The following is a 21,496-nucleotide window of genomic DNA, read 5'->3' as shown; positions in this document are numbered from 1 at the left end:
TGGGTCCTTAGTAGTTCATTGAGCGTTTGATCGCTTCATAAATCTTCAAGTGATCAGCCATGTACTCTTTTTCGTGACACAGCGGATACGGTACGTCGATACCGCACACTCGACCAATTGGCGATTCCAGATACAGGAAGCATTTGTCCTGAACTGTCGCTGCAATTTCGCTGGCGAAGCCACCGGTAATAGGTGCTTCCTGAGTGATCACCAAACGACCGGTTTTTAAAACCGATTGTGTAACGGTTTCAACATCCCATGGAGAAATAGTACGCAAATCAATGACTTCGCACGAAACGCCGTCTTCTTCAGATTTTTCCACCGCTTTTTCAATCATTTCCATCTGCGCGCCCCAGCCAAGAACGGTAATATCTTTACCTTCTTTGACCACGTCAGCTTTGCCTAATGGAATGGTGTATTCTTCTTCTGGAACATCGCCTGTTGAAGCGCGGTACAACCGCTTAGGCTCCATAAACAAGACCGGGTTTTTGTCAAAAATAGCGCTTAGCAGTAACCCTTTGGCTTCATACGGGTTACGCGGGGTCACAATTTTGATTCCCGGCGTATGCGCAAAGTAGGCTTCCGGAGACTGTGAGTGATAATGACCACCTGCGATACCACCACCGTACGGGGTACGAATGGTTAAACCACCCACATTGAACTCATTACCTGAACGATAACGGAACTTGGCCGTCTCGTTCACTATTTGGTCAAACGCCGGGAAAATGTAGTCCCCGAACTGAATTTCGGCAATGGCATAACTGCCTTGTGACGCCAGGCCATTAGCAAAACCAATAATACCCTGCTCAACCAGTGGGGTATTAAAGTTACGATGCTTGCCGTATTTTTCAGTCAAGCCGGAAGTGGCGCGGAATACACCACCAAAACCACCGGTATCTTCACCAAAGCTGTATACGTTGTCATGCTTAGCCATCGCCAGGTCTAGCGCGCTGTTGATGGCCTGTAATAAATTCATTTTAGCCATTAGTCCAGTCTCCCCGACGTTTTACTATAGGCATCCGGGTATTTACGGATGTGCTCTTTCAACTCGTCTAACTGCTCTTTCAGCATGTCAGTCGGTTCGTCGTAAACATCATTGATCAGCTCATCAATGTGCGGGACCGGCACTTTTTCTGACTCTTTTAACGCCGCCAGAACTTTGGCCTTCACTTCAGCGTGATGCTCTTCAACGTGGTCTTTATCCAACCAGCCTTCGTTTGTCATCCACTTTTGTAAACGCTCAAGCGGATCTTTCGCCTGCCAACCAGCTTCTTCATCACGCGTACGGTAACCAGTAGGGTCATCCGAAGTCGAGTGACCAGACATGCGATAAGACATGGCTTCAATTAAAACAGGTTCGTTTTCTTCTACAGCCAGACGACGAGCTTCCTGTGTCGCTTTTAGTACAGCGAACACGTCGTTACCGTCAATACGTATGGTTTTCATACCATAGCCGATACCACGCGGGGCAATACCGTCACCGGCATACTGTTCGCCTTGCGCCGGTGTAGAAATAGCGTAGCCATTATTACGGCAGAAGAAGATGACCGGCACTTTATAAACCGATGCCATGTTCAAGGCGGCGTGGAAGTCACCTTCAGAGGCAGCACCTTCACCGAAGTAACAGATAGTGCACTTCTCGGTTTTATCCATTTTCTGACCAAACGCATAACCTGTTGCCTGTGGAATCTGTGTTCCCAACGGCGAAGAAATGGTCATAAAGTTTAAGTCAGCGCAACCGTAGTGAACCGGCATCTGGCGGCCTTTACCTAAGTCTTTTTCGTTCGAAAACAGCTGATTCATAAACTGTTCAACGGTAAAGCCACGGTAAGCTAATGCGCCCTGCTCACGGTATTGACCCATGATCATATCACCAGCATCCAGCGCGGCGGCAGACGCCACACTCTCGGCTTCCTCACCTCGTGAGGCCAGGTAAAAACTGATACGGCCCTGGCGCTGTGCGGCAATCATGCGTTCATCGAGAATACGGATAAATTGCATGGTGTCGTGAATTTTCACGATCAGCTCTTTATCGTACTCCGGCATGTCCGCATCTTTATGAAAACTGCCATCTTCTTTTAAGATTTGCAGCATTGGAATTGTGACTGAGTCTTTATCAAACCATTTCGGTTTCGTCACAATTTCTGTGTCGTGTTTTTTATCCTTGACCATAACCTTCTCTTTCGGTTTTAAGCTGGGTTGGAAATTGCCGCTACTTTACCTTTACGTAAAGTGACATGCAAACCACACCCTAATGAAAACTGAGTGCGCTAAGTGTAAATAGAAACGAACAGTCTTAACAAAGTTCGGCAACTTAGGCTCAATAATTTCAGACTAAATCGAGCGACTCTGTGGGTACTCTAACCACAGTTAATAACGCCCGGTGCCCCAGCGCCACTTTGGCATTAGGGAAAATAATATGTTCACCGTCATGCTGCGCGTAACATGCCTTGTCACCATCCCAGGCCAGTAGCTCCCCTTTATTAAAAGAGGTGAAGTTAGCCACATCATCCGCAAAGTTTAGCTCAAAGTCAGGTTGTGTGCGGTTAATGGTTTGCGCTTCTCTGAACACATAATGTTGTTCTGGTTCAAAAGGGCCGAAATCCAGCTCAGTTTGCGAAATTAAGTTGCGTAATGTGCTTTCCGCTGCGGCAAACTTAGTCCTGTCATTTTCGCCAAATGGACGGACTTTACCCAGCTCAACGGTAAACGCATGGGCGTTAAACTGACGCGCGCTAAAATATGAAAATGTCGTTGTCGGTGCCTGATTTAATAATACCGTATCAACACCACAAGATAGCAAAAACTGAAGCTGTTGGCGGCTGTAAGGTGCGCCGTGAGTGAACGGATAAACCGCAAATTTCTCACGTTTTGAGTCGCGAATAGCAGTATGTAAGTCATAATGAAAACGTTCGCGGGTTCCTTCCGGAGCCAATTGATAAAAACGCTCCACATAGCTTTCTATCTTTGCTGCGCGCTCGCGTTCTTTATTTTGCGTACTGCCTTTACTGTGCTCACCACTAAACAGCCGGTTCATATTTTCTTCAACAAACCGCTCACCTTTGTTTATTGAGGCGGGGTTTGCAATTAAAAACAGCGTGCGGTGTGTTACTGTCTGTTTTTCATTAATAATGTCATTAATGATATCCCGGCATATTTCGATAGGAGCCGTTTCATTGCCATGCACAGCACAGGATAACACAATATCCTTGTGTCCCGGATTAGCCGGCGAAACTTCTAGCACCCCGCTATCCCAGACCGACAGTTTCGTGCCATTACCCAGTGTTAAGTCATGGCTCTCGCTACAACCCCACTCATGTTCACGAGTCCAGGCCAGAAAATCAGAAAATACCTTATTCACAACCTTCTCCTATTTTTTTCCCGGCACATAGCCTTTCGTTGCCAACAATTCACGTAATACTCGTGAGCGATATTCACGACGATAAAGCACTGCGACCACCACAGCACTTGAAGCAATTAAGATGACAGGATGCAGAAACCAGGATAAATAGGCCAAAGCAAAATAATATGTGCGCAGACCCTTATTGTACTCATGCCCGGACTGATCCAGTACTTTTGCTGCGTGCATAGCAAAACGCTGACGCTCTTCTTCCGGTTTATTGCCCTGGTGATACTCGACCGAGGCTCCCAGCAGGACGGACACAAAACCGAACTGACGAATAGACCAGGTAAACTTAAAAAAGGCGTAGATAAAGATAATGGCTAACACCGACAGCTTAAACTGCACCAAAATAGAACTGGTAGCGGGACTCATCGGAATTTCATTTAGCACCAACACAACTTCATCGGCATGTGCTAAGACCGTAATAACACCGGCCAAAACTAAAATGGTAGAGGAGGCGAAAAAGGTGACAGTTCTCTCGACATTGCCAATAAGTGACGCGTCAGCAACTTGATTTTCTTTGTGCATGACAGTGGTAAACCAGTCAATTCTTAACGAGCACAGAATACTCGACAAACAATGCGTGGTTCGGGCTCGTTTGCGGGCAAACAATGAATAGCCTATCCAGCAGAAAAAGAAAAATAGCAATGCGGCAAGATCAAGAAGCGACAGCAACATGTCAGGGTTTCCTCTGGAGTGTTCGGTTATTAATAATTTAACAGTTTAGAGTAATTAGTTTACCAGTTTATGACTAGCCATACGATAAAGCCGGAGACTTAGCTCCGGCTTTCTTTCATTTCCTCAGACACTTAGTAGTGCTCCAGTGCCTCTTTGGTACTCATATCTTTAGGTTCAGGCGGCGTTGCCAGCCCATACCAGGACAGCATGGTACGCATCCCTCGCTTAGTATCAGCCAAAATCAAGTACAAACAAGGTATTAACAACAAGGTAATAACCGTTGCGAAAATAATACCGAAGGCCAGTGATATTGCCATTGGTATCACTATTTTAGCCTGCAGACTCTTCTCCAGCACTATCGGAAGCAAACCGAAGAAAGTCGTTAACGAGGTTAAGGTTATTGCGCGAAAGCGACGACAACCGGCATCCAGCACCGCCTTACGTAAATCCGTTCCCATCTCCCGGGCCCGGTTAACGTAATCAACCATGACCAGACTGTCGTTCACCACAACCCCGGCTAACGCAATAATACCAAACAAGCTCAAAATACTAACCGGCATACCAATAACCCAGTGTCCAATAATTGCACCGATAATACCAAAGGGTATCACCGACATAATGATCAGCGGCTGACTATAGGACTTCAGCGGAATGGCCATTAGTGCGTAGACCGCAAACATTGCCAAAAAACCGCCAAGAGCAAGAGAGCCTGTTGCTTCAGCTTCATCCTGAGTCGCCCCCTGGAGTTGGAAGTTAACACTAGGGTACTTATCCAGAATTGGTTGGATTTTTTGTTCACGAACTTCATTTACAACGCGGAAAGGTTCTACTTTGTCTTTGTCGGCCCTGGCGCGTACATTCACAGAGCGCTGGCGATCGATACGAGTAATCGTGCTGTAGCCTTCGGCAAATTCAATATCTGCCAACTCAGTAAACGGAATTTCAGAACCATCCGCTGCGCGCAGCTTCATATCCTGTAAATTGCCAACCGACTCACGCTGGTCACGAGGATAGCGAACCATCACTTTAATTTCCTCGTCGCCTCGTTGTATACGCTGTGCCTCGGCACCGTAAAATGCGTAGCGTACCTGCGTTGCCAATTCAGCCAGATTAATCCCCATAGCTGTCGCTAAAGGCTTAGTCTGCAGCAAAATCTCTTCTTTACCGTCACCAAAGGTATCTTCAATATCGAACACACCGTCGTAGTCAGCCAGTTCCAATTTCAACTCATCAGCTGCGGCTTTCAGTTCGTCCAGGTCTTCACCCACTAACTGAAATTCAATATCAAAGCCACTACCGCCGCTCATGCTTCCCTGAAAATTAAGAGCTCGCACTCCGGCCAGTTCAGGAACAGCTTCACGCCACTGGTTCACAATTTCAAACCCGTCTATCTGGCGATCTTCACCTTTTTTCAATTCAACAAAAACAGTACCAGCAGTATTACCGTCCATCCAGATATTGGTATGGCGGACAACAGCTTCGCCATCCTCTTCTTTTATTCTACTGTTTACTGCGTTGAGTGATTTTTCAACACTGTTCAGAACTTCAATGGTACGAGTTTCTGACGTTCCGGGCTGCATCTCAACGTTAGCCTGCACAAAGTCACTGGGAATATCGGGAAAGAATACCCAGCGCACAATACCGCCACTCATCAACCCAGCCATTAGTATCAGTAATGCAACGAAACTGGCTAAAGTCGTATAGCGATAATGCAGACACTTCTTAAGAAATGGTCGATAGTAGTTCTCTACAAATGACTTAATTGCACCTGCAAATTTATTACGGAAGCGTTGAAACGCATTGGCTTTTTCACCTTTTTCTTTGGAGTACTTCATATTGGCGATGTGTGCCGGCAATATGAGTTTTGACTCCACCAAAGAAAACGCCAGACAAAGAATAACGACCCAGGCAATAGACTCCCAAATGGCCCCCATGCCGCCTTCAACCGTCAACATCGGTATAAAAGCAACCATGGTTGTTAATACACCGAAGGTAGCCGGCATAGCGACTCGTTTGGCTCCGGCAATAACGTTATCGATACTTTTACCGTTTTCCTCTATTTCGGTATAGGCGCTCTCCCCTATGACTATTGCATCATCCACCACTATCCCTAACACGAGTATAAAGCCGAACAGCGATATCATATTAATAGAGATATCAAACATCGGCAGCGGCATTAACGCGATAGTACCCAGGAAACACACCGGAATGCCTATCATGACCCAGAACGCTAAGCGCAGCTGTAAGAACAGCGACAACATGAGGAATACCAACAGTCCACCCATCCACATATTGTTCAGCATCAAGTCTAAACGGCCTTGCAGGTAATAAGACGAATCTCCCCATTGTGCTACCTGAACGCCGTCGGGCAGCTCTTCATTTTTTCTTTCCGTATAACCACGGACATACTCTGCTATCTTAAGGTCGTTCTGATCGCCCACTGACTGCACCCGGACAAAAGTTGCCGGTTTACCGTCAAAGCGGGTATACGACTCTTCTTCAATAAAACCGTCTTCTACTTTGGCTATATCACCCAGAGTTAAACGCGTACCGTCAGCACGGCTTAATAAAACAATTTTCTCAAACTCACCGCCAACATAGGCCTGGTTATTGGCACGCAGTAAAATGTCACCGTTAGGGGTCTTTATTGAACCACCAGCAACATCAATTGAGGTTCCGCGAACCGCGTCAACAATTTGTGAGAAGGTCAGTCCGTAGCGTTCAAGATCCTGCTGAGAAATCTCAACCGAAATTTCATAATCACGGTCACCAACCACCTCAACTTTGGTTATGCCGCCGACAGTCTTGAGCTCATCTCTGACTTCCTTCGCCAGCTCTTTACGGGAGCGCTCATCCAGGTCGCCATAAACCGACATCCAGATAACTTGTCGCTGTGGTCTTACCCGATAGATATTCGGCTTCTCGATTTGCTGAGGGAAGTTAGGAATGGCATCTACCAGCATTTTCACCTCGTCCATGACAACTTGCACGTCATAGTCAGGTTCAACTTCCAAAGTGACACTACCGCCGCCTTCGCGCGACTGAGAGGTCATCTCTTCGATACCATCAACATCCTCAATGGCATCTTCTATCAGCATAATAACGCCCTGCTCCACTTCCTGTGGTGCAGCACCGGGGAAAGGTACCTGGATACTGATAATATTCAGTTCAATTTCAGGAAACATTTGCTTGCGCACACTAAATACCGATAGTGCGCCTGCAACCAGAATAATGATCATCAATAAATTTGCGGCTACCGAGTTGCGTGCAAACCACGCAATCAGACCGGTTTGTTTTTCAGTCGTCATGATGTTTACCCGCCTACATTTTCAGAGTCTTCGGCTTTTTTCTCACCGTTTTCATCTGTTTTAGCCGTTGTTTCCATTTGCTCTGGCAGTGGGTCGCCGGGCAAACGTACCTTCATACCCGGTAACGCATTCTTCAGCTGCGTCAGCACCACTTTATCTCCACTTTCCAGTCCGGAGCTTATAAGGCTTGTATTGCCCTGAGTTCGCACAACCTCAACATCACGTTTTTCCAGCTCGCGACTCTCAGGAACAATCCAGACAGACCCATCAGGATTCAGTGCATAGGTAGGAATTTCCATAACTCCCTGAGCCACAGTGCCCTCAACTTTAGCCTGCACGAAACGCCCATAGCGCAAAGGAATAGGATGTGTCTCTTCACCCAGATTGTAAGGGTCAGAAACTTCTACAACACCATAGATAACCCGGCTGTTTTCATCTAAAACGCCTTCTGTCCGAACCAGACGTCCCTGCCAGGTTGCCGACTCACCGGAAACCATAGATTCTAACTGCACTCGGGGCGCTTCTTCAGCAAGAGCCGGATCTAGAATATAAGTCATATCAAGGTCACTTAATGGCAACCGAACTTCTGCCGTACGGGTATCAAATACCAAGGCTATCTGGCTACCCGTTGAAACAAACTGCCCCAAATTGGCTTCTTTACTACGAAGTACGCTATCGTAAGGCGCTTTTATGGTGGTTCGCTCTAAATCACGCTCGGCTTTAGCCAGGTTCGCTTCGGCTGACTCTACCGCGGCAATGGCACTGGCAAGCTGCGGTTTGCGCAAGCCCAGTTCAGGTGCTTTCCCTTCTTTGAAGGCCGACCATTCTTCTTCAGCAACGCGGGCACGTGCTTTCTCTTGTTCTAACTCAGACTGGGCCTGCAACAAGTTAGCCCGGGCCTGTTGGACCGCAACTTCATAGTCAGACGGATCGACCTGAACCAGCATATCGCCTTTCTTGAAGAAACCACCGGCATGGTAATTCGCAGCGACATCAACAATTTGCCCGGTCACTTCTGCAACCAGAGTAGTGGAATGCTTTGGTTTTACCGTGCCCTGAGAATCAACAATAAACGTCATGTCACGAGGGCTGACTTCCAGAACTTCAACCATCGCAGCAGGTTTACTTCGCTCTTTTTGTTTTGGCGGCTCCGCAGACATGCTTGCAAGTATCGATAAAACGATAGCTCCAACAATAATTAACGGCGGAATAAAGGCTCGTTTTTTAAATTTCATTTTTTATTGTTCTCATAATTGGTTAACTCACAGCATTATTATTACTGTTAATAATGTAAAATGTTAGGCGTTAACTGTTGCCAGTTGTGTGATTCCGGCACTAAGTTGTAACTGACTGTTTCAGCCTTCCAGTAACCAACGTTCCGCGGCCTCAACATAACGCGGTTTACCCACCAGCAAGACCACGTCCTGCGGTTGTAACTCGGTATCACCATCGGGCTCCTGAATTTCCTCGTCGTCACGCCTTAAAGCTTTTAACTGTACCTGATGTTTTTCCCAGTCTAATTCATCAATGCGTTTGCCCGTCGCCCAGGCACCTTCAGGTAAGGTTAAAGCACGTAAAAACTCAAGTTTGTCAGCAAGTTCTGGCGTAATCTCAGTTTCATCCCCTTGAAAGAAGCCATGCATTTCACCGTAATGGTTGCGTCTTTCTTTATCCAGCCGCGCAAGAATACGGCGTATTGGAATACCACTGCGGCTAAGCACATGAGAAATCAGCATTAAGCTCGCTTCCAGTGTGTCTGGAACCACCTGAGACGCTCCGGCTTCCTGTAACTGAGTCAATCTTGTATCGTCACGACTCCGTACAATAATGTAGGCATCGGGGTTTAACTGGCGAAGCTCTTTTAGTACTTCGAGAGCGCGCAGGTCATCGGCGAAACTGATAATAATCAGATCGACACTCTCGGCTCCTACCGCACGTAAAATATCTTTTCTGGCACTGTCACCGAAGTAGACCCGGGCACCACCGGCAACGGCTTCCTGAACTCGCATGGGGTCATTATCTACAGCTATATGAGTAATTCCCTCTGCGTCTAAAAATCGACTCATGGTTTGCCCAACCCGTCCAAAGCCGCAAATCAGTACCTGGTTCTCCAGCCCTTCACTACCGGTTGTTCGTTGCTGTTCAATATCGACCAGAGGATCAGGGTGGCGAACAACCAGATTCACTAAAGGTTTCAAACGGTGAATAACAATAGGTGTTATCGCCATACTCAATACACCAATACCTATCATACTGGTGACTATTTCTTTACTCAGTAAGCCGTGAGTGCTTGCTAACGCGACGATAACAAAGCCAAACTCCCCCATTTGAAATAGTGAAATACCACTGCCCCAGGCATCCTCATCCCGCTCGCCCATAAAACGTGCTACTGAGCTAATTAACGCAATTTTAATCACGGCCATTACAATTAAAGCGAGGAGTATCCAATGAAAATTCTGGACAAACCCATAAAGCTGAAGCTGCATGCCTATGGTCGTAAAGAACAAGCCCATTAAAATATCGCGAAACGGGCGAATATCGGCTTCCAGCTGATGTTTATACTGGCTTTCCCCCAGCATCATTCCGGCTAAAAAAGCACCTAACGCCATAGAAAGACCAAAAACATGAGTCATACCACCGGCAACCAGTGCGACCAGAAGCGTCGCCAGAACAAACAGTTCATCGGTTCTTTGCTTGGCTATTTCTTTGAACAAATAAGGTAAGACCCATTTACCTATTGTCATTAGTACAGCAATAACGGCGGCACCTTTAGCCAGAGCCAGTAATAAGGTGTAGCCGATATTACCGTTATCGGAGGCCAGCAAAGGAATAATAATAAGCAGTGGCACCACCGCTATATCCTGAAACAGCAAAATGGCGACACTCATCTGCCCGCGACGGGTTGACGTTTGTGCACTTTCTTTTAATTGCTTGATAACAACCGCAGTAGAGGACAAGGCCAGCGCTCCGGCAATAGCCAGAGATGCAGCCCATTCATCCAGCCAGATAAAGCCGATAAGCAAAAAGATTAACAAGGAGCCAAGAACCTGAGCCGCGCCTAACCCGAATACCCATCGCCGCATGGCGATCATCTTAGGTAAAGAGAACTCAAGCCCCAGCGAAAACAGGAGCAAAACAATACCCAGCTCAGCCACCAGATGATAATCATCCGGGTCAGCTATCCAGCCCATAACATCCGGCCCGGCAATAATACCGGCAACCAGGTAGGCTAAAATTGCTGGCAATTTCACCCTTCTGAAGAGCCAGACAAGAATAACGGCAACCGCTAATAAAAGCAGAAGGCTGGAAAATGTACCGTTCATTCATAAACTCCTGGATTTCTGTGTTTTTATGAGTGTCAAAATAGTAACACTCTTTTGTTTCAGAAAAACTATCTCTTATAACGTTTTGTAAAATATAGCTTTTCTATTCTTGGCCTAATATTTGCAAATAAATTTTCAATTATCAAATTCAGGCAAAAAGGTTTGTCATGCTAAACAGAGCTGTAGCAAAAACTGAGAGTAAGGCAACTGAGAACAAAACTCAGGCAATTATCAGTCAATTAACCTCATCGGCTGACTTGCAAAGCAAATCAACCCCGTTAACTGAACGGTTGCAGACATCTCTCGATTTGCATCAGGTATTGTCTATATACGCTGATTACATGGTTCAGCGTCTACCGGTAAGTGCCCTGCAATTTATCTCTGATGACCAAATTATTAATTTAATTGGCGACTACGAAAGCCTTGAGAGCGAATACTCTGTAATGCTTTATGCCGATAAAGAATACTTAGGACAAATGGTTTATCAATTCAAACGCCAACCGTCCTATGTGAATAAAGTGCGCCTGGAACAAATGCACCGACAGCTGACTTTCCCTTTGCGTAACGCTATGCATTTCTCACGTTTAAGAAAAGTTGCAATACGAGACCATTTAACCGGCCTTGGCAACAGAGCCTTACTGGACGAAACGCTTGAGCACATCAGTGCCCGTTTAAAGCGCGATAACAAACAGTCTCATATTGTCATGTTATTGGATATGGATGGATTTAAAAACGTCAACGACCGTCATGGGCACCAACAAGGCGATGAAGTACTGAAGCTGTTTGGCAATTTATTGCAACAGCAATTGCGCGATACGGATCGGGTATTTCGCTATGGTGGCGATGAATTCGTATTAATACTGGAAAACACGCGACCAGCACAAGCGGAGGACGTTTTTCGGCGTATTCGGGATGCGCTCGATAACGATATTAGTCTTGCCACTTTCAATATTGGCGTTAGCGCCGGTAGCCTGGTTATGGAAAGTTTTCATAGCCCCCAGGATATTATTGATGAAGCCGACAGACGCCTTTACGCCGCTAAAGTTGCCGGTAAGAATCAGCACCTGAGCTAACCCAGTTTGGCTCAGGTAACTTAAGGCTGTCGAATTCTGTTTTCTCAATAACCTGGTAGCTGAACCAGCCAAGTCCGGCTACCCACACGTACTTACCGTTCAGCTCAAGTATCGGCCGTCGGGCTCTTAACCACGGCGGAATTCCCGCCTGCTTCAGCCAGTCTTTCAGTTTTTTGCGCCCCTGACGCCCAGGCTTTGCCAGCTTTTCTGAGGTTAACGAAAAGGTTAATCTCAACTTATTATTATTCATCAGCAGTGCGCCAGGCACGTTTAACTTGCCCCATTCCCCCAGGTCAACATTGGCCTCAGCTAACCAACAATCTGCCGGTAATTGCCCGGTATTGTTGTCACACCATAGTGCGTATTGAAAGTAGCGCACACTGTAGCCATCACACTGAACCTGCATTTGGCTGTCGTCTGTTGCGCTTTGAGCTTGTAAGCGAATTTGCTCCAGTTGCTCGTAACTGGGCAACGAATATTTTTGTTCTTGTAGCCAGACTCGCAGTAACGCTCGCTGCATAGCCGCAGAATGCTCACTCAGTAAACTGAGGGGAAAGTGACTTTTGTGCTTCTGCGCCTTATACAGCTTTTCCTGCAAGAGTTCATCCATCACCTGCTGTTGCTCGGCACAAAGTTTTGCTGACCTCAGCACGCTATTCCCAAACTGAGGCCAACGCTGCTCTAATAACGGCACCACTTTATGCCGCAAAAAATTCCGCTCAATACGGGTATCATAGTTCGTATCGTCTTCAATCCAGGTTAATTTCCGTTGCTGCGCGTAGCTTAAAATGTCTTCTTTACTCACTCTAAGCAAAGGCCGGCAGAGACGACGGCGGCCAACCCAAGGCTGAATAGCAGCCATTGAGGATAAGCCTTTTGGCCCGCTGCCGCGTTTTAATTGCAAAAAAAAGGTCTCGATCTGATCATTGCGGTGTTGCCCTAACAGCAATACCGCATCATCCTCAGTCAGCTCGGCCATTCTCCGGTAACGGCTTTCACGCCCTGCGGCCTCTTTGCTTTGGCGGTTTTCTATTGGGACATTAAGCGGTTCAAAAACCGTTTTTACACCATAGGCCTTAGCAGCATGCTCAATAGTCGACGACCAGTCAGCTGAACTGGGGTGAAAACTATGATCTAAATGAATGGCTAAATACTGATACTGAGGGTTCTGCTGACGAAAGCGCATCAGTAAATCGAGGATAGTTTGCGAGTCAGCCCCGCCACCAAGGGCAGCAACTAATTGCTGCCCCGGCTTTAATGCAAGAGACTCTAAGCTTTCACAAAACAGGTCGTAAAGACCATCTTTCATCATTGGTAATTAGCAGTAACCAAAAGACATGAGTTTACGATAACGCTGGTCCAGCAATTCCTCATGGCTTAAGCCCTGTAAGCTTCCTAAATCAGCAATCAGCTGACGCTTAAGGCGTACCGCCATTTCTTCCTGATGGCGGTGTGCGCCACCTAAAGGTTCAGGTATCACAGAATCAACCAGACCCAGCTCTTTACTCCGCGCTGCGGTTACGCCCATAGCTTCTGCCGCTAATGGCGCTTTGCTGGCACTTTTCCACAAAATAGAAGCACAACCTTCCGGAGAAATAACCGAGTAGGTACTGTATTGCAGCATATTAACGCGGTCACCGACGCCAATAGCCAGAGCACCACCAGAACCACCTTCTCCAATAACAGTACAAACAATAGGAACGGTTAAACGAGCCATAACTTTCAGGTTACGTGCAATGGCTTCACTCTGACCGCGCTCTTCCGCACCAATTCCCGGGTAAGCTCCAGGTGTATCAATGAAGGTAACAATTGGCATTTTAAAACGCTCGGCGGTTTGCATCAGGCGTAGCGCCTTACGATAACCTTCCGGCTTGGGCATACCAAAGTTACGACGGATCTTCTCTTTGGTTTCACGGCCTTTTTGCTGGCCGATAACCATAACCGGAGTGCCGTCTAAACGCGCAATACCGCCAACAATCGCCTCGTCATTAGCAAAAGAGCGATCACCCGCCATTTCGTCAAACTCGGTGAATATCATGCGAATATAGTCAAGCGTGTAAGGACGCAACGGATGACGCGCCAGCTGTGCAACCTGCCACGCACCTAAATCAGAAAAGATTTTCTCTGTCAGTTCCTGACTCTTGGTGGTCAGTCGCTGCACTTCCTCTTCTAAGTTAAGATCCAGTTGCCCGCGGTTGCCAACAGACTTCAGTTCCTCGATTTGCGCTTCAAGTTCCGCAATAGGTTGTTCAAAATCCAGAAAATTAAGGCTCATTCGCTGTCATTTCCTTTAAAATTCAAGTGAAACTTGCTGAGTTCCCAGCAAATTCTGTAATTCGTATATTAATTCATCAGACGGATTCACATACCATTGTGCGCCAACATTTAACGTGGCTTCAACGCGTTCCGACTGATACCGCATTTTTATCGGACAAGTCCCTTCAGCAAAGGGCTGTAATAGCTTTTCCAGTTTTCCGGCAAGACCTTTAGCAAGCTGCTCATCCGTCACTGTAATTGCTAAATGCCGGAGATAAGTTTCCCGAGCCTGCTCAATTGCCATCACTTCTCTGGCAGTCATTGTATTGCTATTACTGAAGTTATCAAATCTGACCTCACCTTTTATCCACAAAATTCGGTCTTTTTCGAGCAATTCCTGATAACTTTCGTATTCGTTACTAAATAAGCGTACATCCATGCGCGCTGTTTTGTCATCTAAAGTCACTATAGCAAAACGCTGACCTCTTTTATTGGTCAGTACTCTCACATCAATCACCAGCCCGGCAATAGCAATACTCTCATCTTTACGGGTAGGAGTAACATTGGACAATGTACTATTAATGTAATGTTTGAGCTCTGCACGAAAACGGTTAATGGGGTGACCAGTCAAATAAAGACCGAGGGTATCGCGCTCTCCTTCCAACCAGACCGCTTCCGACCATTTACGTACGCTGACAAACTCCTGTTCAACCGCTTCAGGTTCGGTGGTAAGCACCCCAAACATATCCGACTGACCAATTTTTTCCGCATTCAAATGCTGTTCGGCCTGACGAATGGCTTTTTCCAGCGTCGCCATTAATGAAGCACGGTGAGGTCCTAAGTTGTCCATTGCGCCAGCACGAATTAAGCGCTGCAGAATGCGCTTATTCATTCGCTTCAGATCAACCCGGCAACAGAAGTCGAATAAATCCCGGAACGGCCCGCCTTCTTCCCGGGCTTTAATAATAGACTCAATTGGCGCTTCACCCACACCTTTTATTGCGCCTATACCGTACACCACTCGTTGCTGTTCATCGACGGTAAACTTATATTCGCCTTTGTTTACGTCCGGAGGCAACAAGTCCAGTCCCATGCGTTCACATTCGTCCGCCAGAGTGACAATTTTGTCGGTATTATCCATATCGGCGGACATCACCGCGGCCATAAATTCTGCCGGGAAGTGGGTTTTCATCCATAAAGTCTGGTATGAAACTAAAGCGTAGGCAGCCGAGTGCGACTTGTTAAAGCCATAACCGGCAAATTTCTCTACCAAGTCGAAGATTTTCGTCGCCAGTTCAGGGTCGATATTATTTTGCGCCGCACCCTTAGCAAAAATTTCTCGTTGCTTAGCCATTTCCTCGGGCTTTTTCTTACCCATTGCACGGCGTAACAAATCTGCGCCACCCAAAGTGTAGCCAGCCAGAACCTGGGCAATTTGCATGACCTGTTCCTGGTAGAGAATGACACCGTAAGTCGGCTCTAGTATGGGTTGCAAACTCTCATGCTGATACTCAGCATCGGGGTACGAAATTTCTTCCCTGCCGTGCTTCCGGTCAATAAAGTTATCAACCATGCCGGACTGCAGTGGCCCCGGCCGGAATAGCGCCACCAGGGCGATAATGTCTTCGAAAGAGTCTGGCAAAAGCTTTTTAATAAGCTCTTTCATGCCACGCGACTCTAACTGAAACACCGCCGTTGTTTCGGCTTTTTTCAACAGTTTAAAACACGCCGGATCAGTTAAATCAATCGACGTAATATCAATAGGATCTTTACCGCTCTTAGCATGCCGGCGGTTCACCATATCAACCGCCCACTGAATAATGGTCAGCGTTCTCAAACCCAAAAAGTCGAACTTAACCAGACCTGCCGACTCAACATCATCTTTATCAAACTGAGTGACCGGGTTGTTACCTTCATCATCGCAATACAGTGGCGAGAAGTCGGTTATTTTGGTTGGAGAAATAACCACGCCACCAGCGTGTTTACCAGCATTACGAGTCACACCTTCAAGAATACGCGCCATATCAATAATGGCCTTAACTTCTTCATCCTGGTCGTACGCGGCGCCAAGCTGGGGCTCAATTTCAAAGGCTTTGGCCAGCGTCATGCCCGGATCGCCCGGTATTAATTTGGAAATTCGGTCGACAAAACCATAGGGATGAGCCAGTACCCGTCCGACATCTCGTATAGCAGCCTTAGCCGCCATAGTACCGAAGGTAATAATTTGCGAAACCGCTTCACGACCATACAGGTCAGCAACGTGATCGATAACTTCATCCCGACGATCCATGCAGAAGTCGACATCGAAATCTGGCATAGAAACCCGTTCAGGGTTAAGGAATCGCTCAAAAAGTAAGTCAAATTCAAGCGGATCCAAATCCGTTATTTTAAGTGCATAAGCCACCAGAGAGCCAGCACCTGAACCGCGCCCCGGGCCTACGGGTATGCCGTTATCTTTACTCCACTGAATGAACTCCATAACGATAAGGAAATACCCGGGGAAGCCCATATCGTTAATAACGCCAAGCTCACGCTTGAGTCGTTCATCGTACTCTGGACGCTTTTGCTGTCGCTCTTCCGCGTCAGGAAACAAAAACTCTAAACGTTCTTCCAGCCCTTCTTCCGAAACCTTAACTAAGAACTCTTCCGTGGTCAGGTCGCCAGTTGGAAACTTAGGCAGGAAGTATTCGCCCAAACGCACAGTGACATTACAGCGCTTGGCTATTTCAACAGTATTTTCTATTGCTTCAGGAATGTCAGAAAACAACTCTGTCATTTCTTCGCTGGAGCGCAAATATTGTTGTGGTGAATATTTTTTCGGCCGACGTTTGTCTTCCAACTGGTACCCGTCGTGAATAGCCACACGAATTTCGTGAGCATCAAAGTCTTCTTCTTTCAGGAAAACCACTTCATTAGTAGCGACAACGGGTAGGCCAGTTTCTCCGGCTAAAGCCACCGCTTTATGTAAATAGGTTTCTTCCTGAGGCCGACCGGTGCGCACCAGTTCCAGGTAATAGCGGTCAGGAAAATATTGCTGGTAGAAATCGAGGGCAGCATCCAGCTGGCTGTCGTGGCCTTTAATTAGAGCATGTCCTACATCACCCTGACGGCTTCCGGACAACAAAATAATGCCCTCGTTATGCTCCTTCAGCCAGTCTTTATCGATAACCGGCTTGCCTTTAATATTACCGCGCAAATAAGCTTTTGAAATAAGCTGAGTTATCTGCTGATAACCTTCATTATCCATTGCCAATGCAGTCAGGCGGAAAATTTCAGATTCAGGATAGTCAGCCTGCACCCAGAAATCGCACCCTATTAAAGGCTTTAAGCCCAGTTGATGCGCTTTTCCATAGTAGCGAACCAAACCACAAAAGTTCATTTGGTCGGTAATGGCTAAAGCAGGCATACCCGCTTCAGCAACAGCCTCACAAATTGGACCAACTTTCGCCAGTCCATCTATCATGGAAAAGTCGCTATGAACTCTTAAGTGAACAAAATTTGGTGCAGTCATTTTACGGATACAGTCTGGCTTTTTTCATTATCATTTTAGGGTCGTTATTGTGCCTTAAGCAGCCTCTGAAGTATATCGTCAGTGTAACTTCAGTCGCGGTTTTACAACATGGTTAAGTTTGTCCACCATTAACAACAAAAACATCTTCCACCAGCCGTGTAAGGCTCTTTGGTGCATCCGGTATAAACTGGCGTAAGCCCAACGCGCTAAAGTGCCTTCAAGCGACATTGACAGACTTTTACTTTGCATTAAATTACCCACCGCCGAAAAACGACTCAGTGAGACGAGTGAACCCCGGTCTTTATATTTGAAGGCTTTTGCCGGTTTGTTGCGGTACTCACGTACAATATTCTGATACAAACATTCAGCCATCTGATGTGCGGACTGGGCCCTTGGTGGTACCCAACGTTCGTCATCTATGCGGCAACCAGCACAGTCACCAATAGCATAAATGCTTTCGTCAGATACTGACTGGAGATACTCATTTACCTCAATTTGATTGTTTTTGCGCACTTTCAGACCCCATTCACTGACGAAGTCAGGAGCCCGGACACCAGCCGCCCAGACCATTAAATTGGCGTTGATATTCTCTCCTTCAGACAACACCAGAGTGTTTTCTTTTACTTCAGTAACCGGGTTACCCAATATGACTTCGACACCTAACGATTTCAGTTTCTTCTCTACTGATGCTGACAAACGCTCAGGTAACGCAGGCAGCAATCGTTTACCGGCTTCGACCAAACGAACTTCAAAATGCTTTTGATCAAGGAAAGAAAGACCATAAATAGACAACAATGACACTGAGTGAATGAGTTCAGCAGCCAGCTCAACTCCGGTCGCCCCGCCGCCCACAATAGCCAGTGACAATTTCGTATTTTCGCCGTCCTCAATCGACTGGTTTACTCGTAAAAATTCATTTAATAAATGTTCATGGAATTCATCCGCCTGGCGTAATGAGTCCAGGAAATAGCAATGATCGCTAACTCCGGGGGTTCCAAAATCTGCGGTAACACTGCCAATGGAAAGAATTAATCTATCGTATTGAATACTGCGCGGCGCCAACACTTCATTACCCTGCTCATCTTTTATTGCCGCTAATTGAATCGACTTTTCGTTTTTATTCACAGCCTCTAAAGTGCCAACCAGAAACTGAAAACCCTCGCGGGCACTTTGTCCGCGATAATCCAGTTCAGCCAGCCGCGAGTCCAGAGCACCTGAGGCAACTTCGTGCAACAACGGCTTCCACAAGTGGGTACTGTTTCTGTCAATTAGCATTATCTTTGCTTTCTTCTTGCGACCCAGCTTTCTTCCCAGCATAGTAGCCAATTCTAATCCGCCTGCACCGCCACCAACTATTACAATCCGTTCTTGCATTTGTGCCTCGCCTATCTGCAGATAATAAAAAAGCCACTGACGATGATAACGCCAGTGGCTTTAGATAACGACTGTTCAGTCGAAATTATTTCAGTATGACTTAGTCAATACTAGGATTCGTTAGTCCGCGACGCTCAAGTAAGGCTTCAACAGTTGGCTCCTGACCACGCCAGTCGATGTACTGTTGCATAGGATCTTTACTGCTGCCTTTGGACAGAATTTCTTTACGGAAAGCCTGGCCATTTTCAAGGCTCAAACCACCATTATTGCCCATGTGTTTAAACGCATCGGCTGCCAGCACTTCACTCCACATGTAAGCGTAGTAACCTGCTGAGTAGCCGCCCGCAAATACGTGAGCAAAGTAAGTTGAACGGTAGCGTGGTGGTACAGCTTCAATCGCTACACCGTTTTTCTCCAGCGCGTCCTGCTCAAACTTCTCAATGTCGCTAATTTCTGTACCCGGCTCCACTGTATGATACTCAAGATCCAGTAACGCAGCGGAAATATACTCTAAAGTATCAAAGCCCTGGTTAAAGTTACGTGCATCCAGTACTTTTTGCAGTAACTCGTCAGGAATCTGTTCACCCGTTTCGTAATGCTTTGCATAATTTGCAATAACTTTCGGGTTCAGCGTCCAGTCTTCCTGGAAAGTTGAAGGGAACTCAACGTAGTCACGCGGCACAGACGTACCTGCCTGAGATGGATATTTCACGTCAGAGAACATGCCGTGCAACGCATGGCCCATTTCATGGAACATGGTTGAAACTTCATCAAAGCTTAACAAGGTTGGTTCACCCTCAGGCGCTTTAGTGATGTTCATGTTATTCAAAATAACCGGCTTCTGGTTCATCAATTCAGACTGAGTACGGAACGAGCTCATCCAGGCTCCACCGCGTTTGCTGTCGCGAGCATAATAGTCCGCATAGAACAAACCTAAACTTGAGCCGTCTACGTCTTTCACTTCATAAACAACAACATCATCCTGATAAACAGGGATATCGTTACGCTCTTCAAAAGTGATGCCAAACAGTTGGTTCATTGCATAGAACACGCCGTCTTCCAGAACACGATTAAATTCGAAGTATTTTTTCACTTCGTCAGAGTCAATCGCGTATTTTTCTTCGCGAACTTTCTCTGCGTAGTAGAACCAGTCCCACGGTTTCAGTTCATGCTGTTCGCCTTCAGCCTCAATCATCGCACGAATCTCTTCGGCTTCGCTTTCAACGTTGCTTACAACTGCAGGAACCAGATCACGCAACATTTTTTGAGCGGCTTCTGGATTACCGGCCATGTTTTCTTCAAGAACGTAATCACCCCAGGTGTCATAACCTAATAGATTCGCCTTTTCTGCACGCAACTGAGTTAGCTTTGCAACCATTGGGCGAGTATCGGTTTCGGTATTTCCTGTGCCACGGTTTGAGGACGCTTCCCAAATGCGCTGACGCAATTCGCGGTTTTCAAGATCAGTCAAAATAGACTGACGTGTTGTGTTAGTTAAAGTAATGGCGTATTTACCCGGCATATCACGGCTTTCAGCCGCACTCGCCAAGCTACTGATTTGACTATCACTTAAGCCGGCTAATTCTTCTTTAGAATCAACGACAATCACATTTTCCTTGGTCAACTTCATTAAGCTGTTGCGAAATTCTGTGGTCAGGCTGGAAAGTTGCGAATTAACATCGCGAATCTGTTGCTGCTCATCTTCATTTAGTTCAGCACCAGCACGGACAAAACCTTTGTAGGTGTCTTCTAATAAACGTTCTGACGCAGTATCCAGCTCTAATTCGTCACGTTTGTCATGAAGTGACTTAATTCGGGCAAACAATTTAGCGTTCAGACGAATATTATCGCTATGAGCCGCTAACTTCGGAGCTAACTTACCCTGCAGCTCGCGAATTTGTTCATTACTATTGGACGATGACAGGTTGTAGAAAACTGATGAAACACGGCCAAGGATCGCACCCGATTTTTCCATCGCTACAATGGTATTCTCAAATGTTGGCTCTGCTGAGTTATTTGCAATGGCTTCAATTTCAGCCATGTGCTCTTCCATACCCTTTTCAAACGCAGGCTCAAAATGTTTGAACTCAATGGCATCGAAGTCAGGTGCCTGATACAGCAGAGGGCTGGGTTTGTAGAATGGGTTGGTTTCTTTTGCTTGTTGACTGCTGTCTTTAGAAGCTTCAGTTGAAGCAGTTTTGTTCTCAGTTGTCGATGAGTCATTTGCATCACTGCAAGCTCCCAACGATACTGCCGCACTCACAGCTACAGCCAGTAAAGTTTTCCGCATGGGTATCTCCCGTTGTCTATGTTTATCATTGTGATTTTGGTGACAATACTCTAGCCCTGTGGAGGCTCAGGCTCAAGAGCTAAACGGCAAAAAGCATGATCTTCGGGGTAAAACTTAAGATGGATAAAAAATACAACAAACGAAAGAAAATAAAAAAGATAATTAATTTAGATTTTACAGGGGGGATTACTAAGAGAGAGAATAATGGCGGAGTGGACGGGACTCGAACCCGCGACCTCCGGCGTGACAGGCCGGCATTCTAACCAACTGAACTACCACT

The 21,496-nt window shown here is 46.5% G+C and carries 13 protein-coding genes; 1 reads left to right on the top strand and 12 read right to left on the bottom strand.

Annotated elements, in window-relative coordinates:
- Nucleotides 1-7: 7 nt before the first annotated feature.
- From ACP7H9_RS13635 to ACP7H9_RS13605, 7 genes are all read right to left on the bottom strand, one after another.
- Nucleotides 8-985, bottom strand: coding sequence for an alpha-ketoacid dehydrogenase subunit beta (locus ACP7H9_RS13635; RefSeq protein ID WP_153850021.1), 978 nt, complete (start codon nt 983-985; stop codon nt 8-10).
- Nucleotides 985-2,172 (bottom strand): thiamine pyrophosphate-dependent dehydrogenase E1 component subunit alpha, encoded by a 1,188-nt coding sequence (locus ACP7H9_RS13630; protein ID WP_153850020.1) that lies wholly within the window; start codon nt 2,170-2,172, stop codon nt 985-987. Before ACP7H9_RS13630 ends, ACP7H9_RS13635 begins: the two co-directional genes overlap by 1 nt.
- Nucleotides 2,173-2,329: 157 nt before the next feature.
- Nucleotides 2,330-3,361, bottom strand: a complete 1,032-nt coding sequence (gene astE / locus ACP7H9_RS13625; protein ID WP_255801618.1) for a succinylglutamate desuccinylase — start codon at nt 3,359-3,361, stop codon at nt 2,330-2,332.
- A 9-nt stretch (nt 3,362-3,370) separates the two neighbouring features.
- A complete protein-coding gene (locus tag ACP7H9_RS13620) occupies nt 3,371-4,081 on the bottom strand; it encodes a DUF599 domain-containing protein (protein ID WP_110013812.1) in 711 nt (236 codons plus the stop codon).
- A gap of 131 nt (nt 4,082-4,212) precedes the next feature.
- Nucleotides 4,213-7,389: an efflux RND transporter permease subunit gene (locus tag ACP7H9_RS13615; RefSeq protein ID WP_439222901.1), complete on the bottom strand. Its 3,177-nt coding sequence runs from the start codon at nt 7,387-7,389 to the stop codon at nt 4,213-4,215.
- Between the two features lie 5 nt (nt 7,390-7,394).
- The gene (locus tag ACP7H9_RS13610) at nt 7,395-8,624 is read right to left on the bottom strand and encodes an efflux RND transporter periplasmic adaptor subunit (protein ID WP_011234920.1); all 1,230 of its coding nucleotides are present in this window, start codon (nt 8,622-8,624) and stop codon (nt 7,395-7,397) included.
- A 120-nt stretch (nt 8,625-8,744) separates the two neighbouring features.
- Nucleotides 8,745-10,712 carry a cation:proton antiporter domain-containing protein gene (locus ACP7H9_RS13605; protein ID WP_439222900.1) on the bottom strand — a complete coding sequence of 656 codons (1,968 nt, stop codon included), beginning with the start codon at nt 10,710-10,712 and terminating at the stop codon, nt 8,745-8,747.
- A gap of 167 nt (nt 10,713-10,879) precedes the next feature.
- Here ACP7H9_RS13605 and ACP7H9_RS13600 point away from each other — a divergent pair, with 167 nt between their 5' ends.
- The gene (locus ACP7H9_RS13600; RefSeq protein ID WP_011234922.1) at nt 10,880-11,785 is read left to right on the top strand and encodes a GGDEF domain-containing protein; all 906 of its coding nucleotides are present in this window, start codon (nt 10,880-10,882) and stop codon (nt 11,783-11,785) included.
- Here ACP7H9_RS13600 and tilS read toward each other — a convergent pair.
- The 5 genes from tilS to ACP7H9_RS13575 all read right to left on the bottom strand — a co-directional run bounded on the left by tilS (nt 11,751) and on the right by ACP7H9_RS13575 (nt 21,216).
- A complete protein-coding gene (gene tilS / locus ACP7H9_RS13595) occupies nt 11,751-13,097 on the bottom strand; it encodes a tRNA lysidine(34) synthetase TilS (protein WP_439222899.1) in 1,347 nt (448 codons plus the stop codon). The two genes, ACP7H9_RS13600 and tilS, sit on opposite strands and share 35 nt — an antisense overlap.
- Before the next feature lie 6 nt (nt 13,098-13,103).
- The gene (gene accA / locus ACP7H9_RS13590) at nt 13,104-14,060 is read right to left on the bottom strand and encodes an acetyl-CoA carboxylase carboxyl transferase subunit alpha (RefSeq protein ID WP_110013816.1); all 957 of its coding nucleotides are present in this window, start codon (nt 14,058-14,060) and stop codon (nt 13,104-13,106) included.
- A gap of 15 nt (nt 14,061-14,075) precedes the next feature.
- A complete protein-coding gene (gene dnaE, locus ACP7H9_RS13585; RefSeq protein ID WP_110013817.1) occupies nt 14,076-17,552 on the bottom strand; it encodes a DNA polymerase III subunit alpha in 3,477 nt (1,158 codons plus the stop codon).
- Between the two features lie 78 nt (nt 17,553-17,630).
- A complete protein-coding gene (locus tag ACP7H9_RS13580; RefSeq protein WP_110013818.1) occupies nt 17,631-18,926 on the bottom strand; it encodes an NAD(P)/FAD-dependent oxidoreductase in 1,296 nt (431 codons plus the stop codon).
- A gap of 100 nt (nt 18,927-19,026) precedes the next feature.
- Nucleotides 19,027-21,216, bottom strand: coding sequence for a M3 family metallopeptidase (locus ACP7H9_RS13575; RefSeq protein WP_272990543.1), 2,190 nt, complete (start codon nt 21,214-21,216; stop codon nt 19,027-19,029).
- Nucleotides 21,217-21,496: the final 280 nt, after the last annotated feature.

This window comes from Idiomarina sp. ST20R2A10, from assembly GCF_051842345.1.
Classification (GTDB): Bacteria; Pseudomonadota; Gammaproteobacteria; order Enterobacterales; family Alteromonadaceae; genus Idiomarina; species Idiomarina loihiensis.
Note: the sequence above shows the minus strand (reverse complement) of the source record. Positions and strands in the feature narration are given on the sequence as shown.

What these genes read in the sequence shown, in the direction of transcription:
- ACP7H9_RS13635 (WP_153850021.1), bottom strand. Translation starts at nt 985, where the DNA reads ATGGCTAAAATGAATTTATTACAGGCCATCAACAGCGCGCTAGACCTG.
- ACP7H9_RS13630 (WP_153850020.1), bottom strand. Translation starts at nt 2,172, where the DNA reads ATGGTCAAGGATAAAAAACACGACACAGAAATTGTGACGAAACCGAAA.
- ACP7H9_RS13620 (WP_110013812.1), bottom strand. Translation starts at nt 4,081, where the DNA reads ATGTTGCTGTCGCTTCTTGATCTTGCCGCATTGCTATTTTTCTTTTTC.
- ACP7H9_RS13615 (WP_439222901.1), bottom strand. Translation starts at nt 7,389, where the DNA reads ATGACGACTGAAAAACAAACCGGTCTGATTGCGTGGTTTGCACGCAAC.
- ACP7H9_RS13610 (WP_011234920.1), bottom strand. Translation starts at nt 8,624, where the DNA reads ATGAAATTTAAAAAACGAGCCTTTATTCCGCCGTTAATTATTGTTGGA.
- ACP7H9_RS13605 (WP_439222900.1), bottom strand. Translation starts at nt 10,712, where the DNA reads ATGAACGGTACATTTTCCAGCCTTCTGCTTTTATTAGCGGTTGCCGTT.
- ACP7H9_RS13600 (WP_011234922.1), top strand. Translation starts at nt 10,880, where the DNA reads ATGCTAAACAGAGCTGTAGCAAAAACTGAGAGTAAGGCAACTGAGAAC.
- tilS (WP_439222899.1), bottom strand. Translation starts at nt 13,097, where the DNA reads ATGATGAAAGATGGTCTTTACGACCTGTTTTGTGAAAGCTTAGAGTCT.
- accA (WP_110013816.1), bottom strand. Translation starts at nt 14,060, where the DNA reads ATGAGCCTTAATTTTCTGGATTTTGAACAACCTATTGCGGAACTTGAA.
- dnaE (WP_110013817.1), bottom strand. Translation starts at nt 17,552, where the DNA reads ATGACTGCACCAAATTTTGTTCACTTAAGAGTTCATAGCGACTTTTCC.
- ACP7H9_RS13580 (WP_110013818.1), bottom strand. Translation starts at nt 18,926, where the DNA reads ATGCAAGAACGGATTGTAATAGTTGGTGGCGGTGCAGGCGGATTAGAA.
- ACP7H9_RS13575 (WP_272990543.1), bottom strand. Translation starts at nt 21,216, where the DNA reads ATGCGGAAAACTTTACTGGCTGTAGCTGTGAGTGCGGCAGTATCGTTG.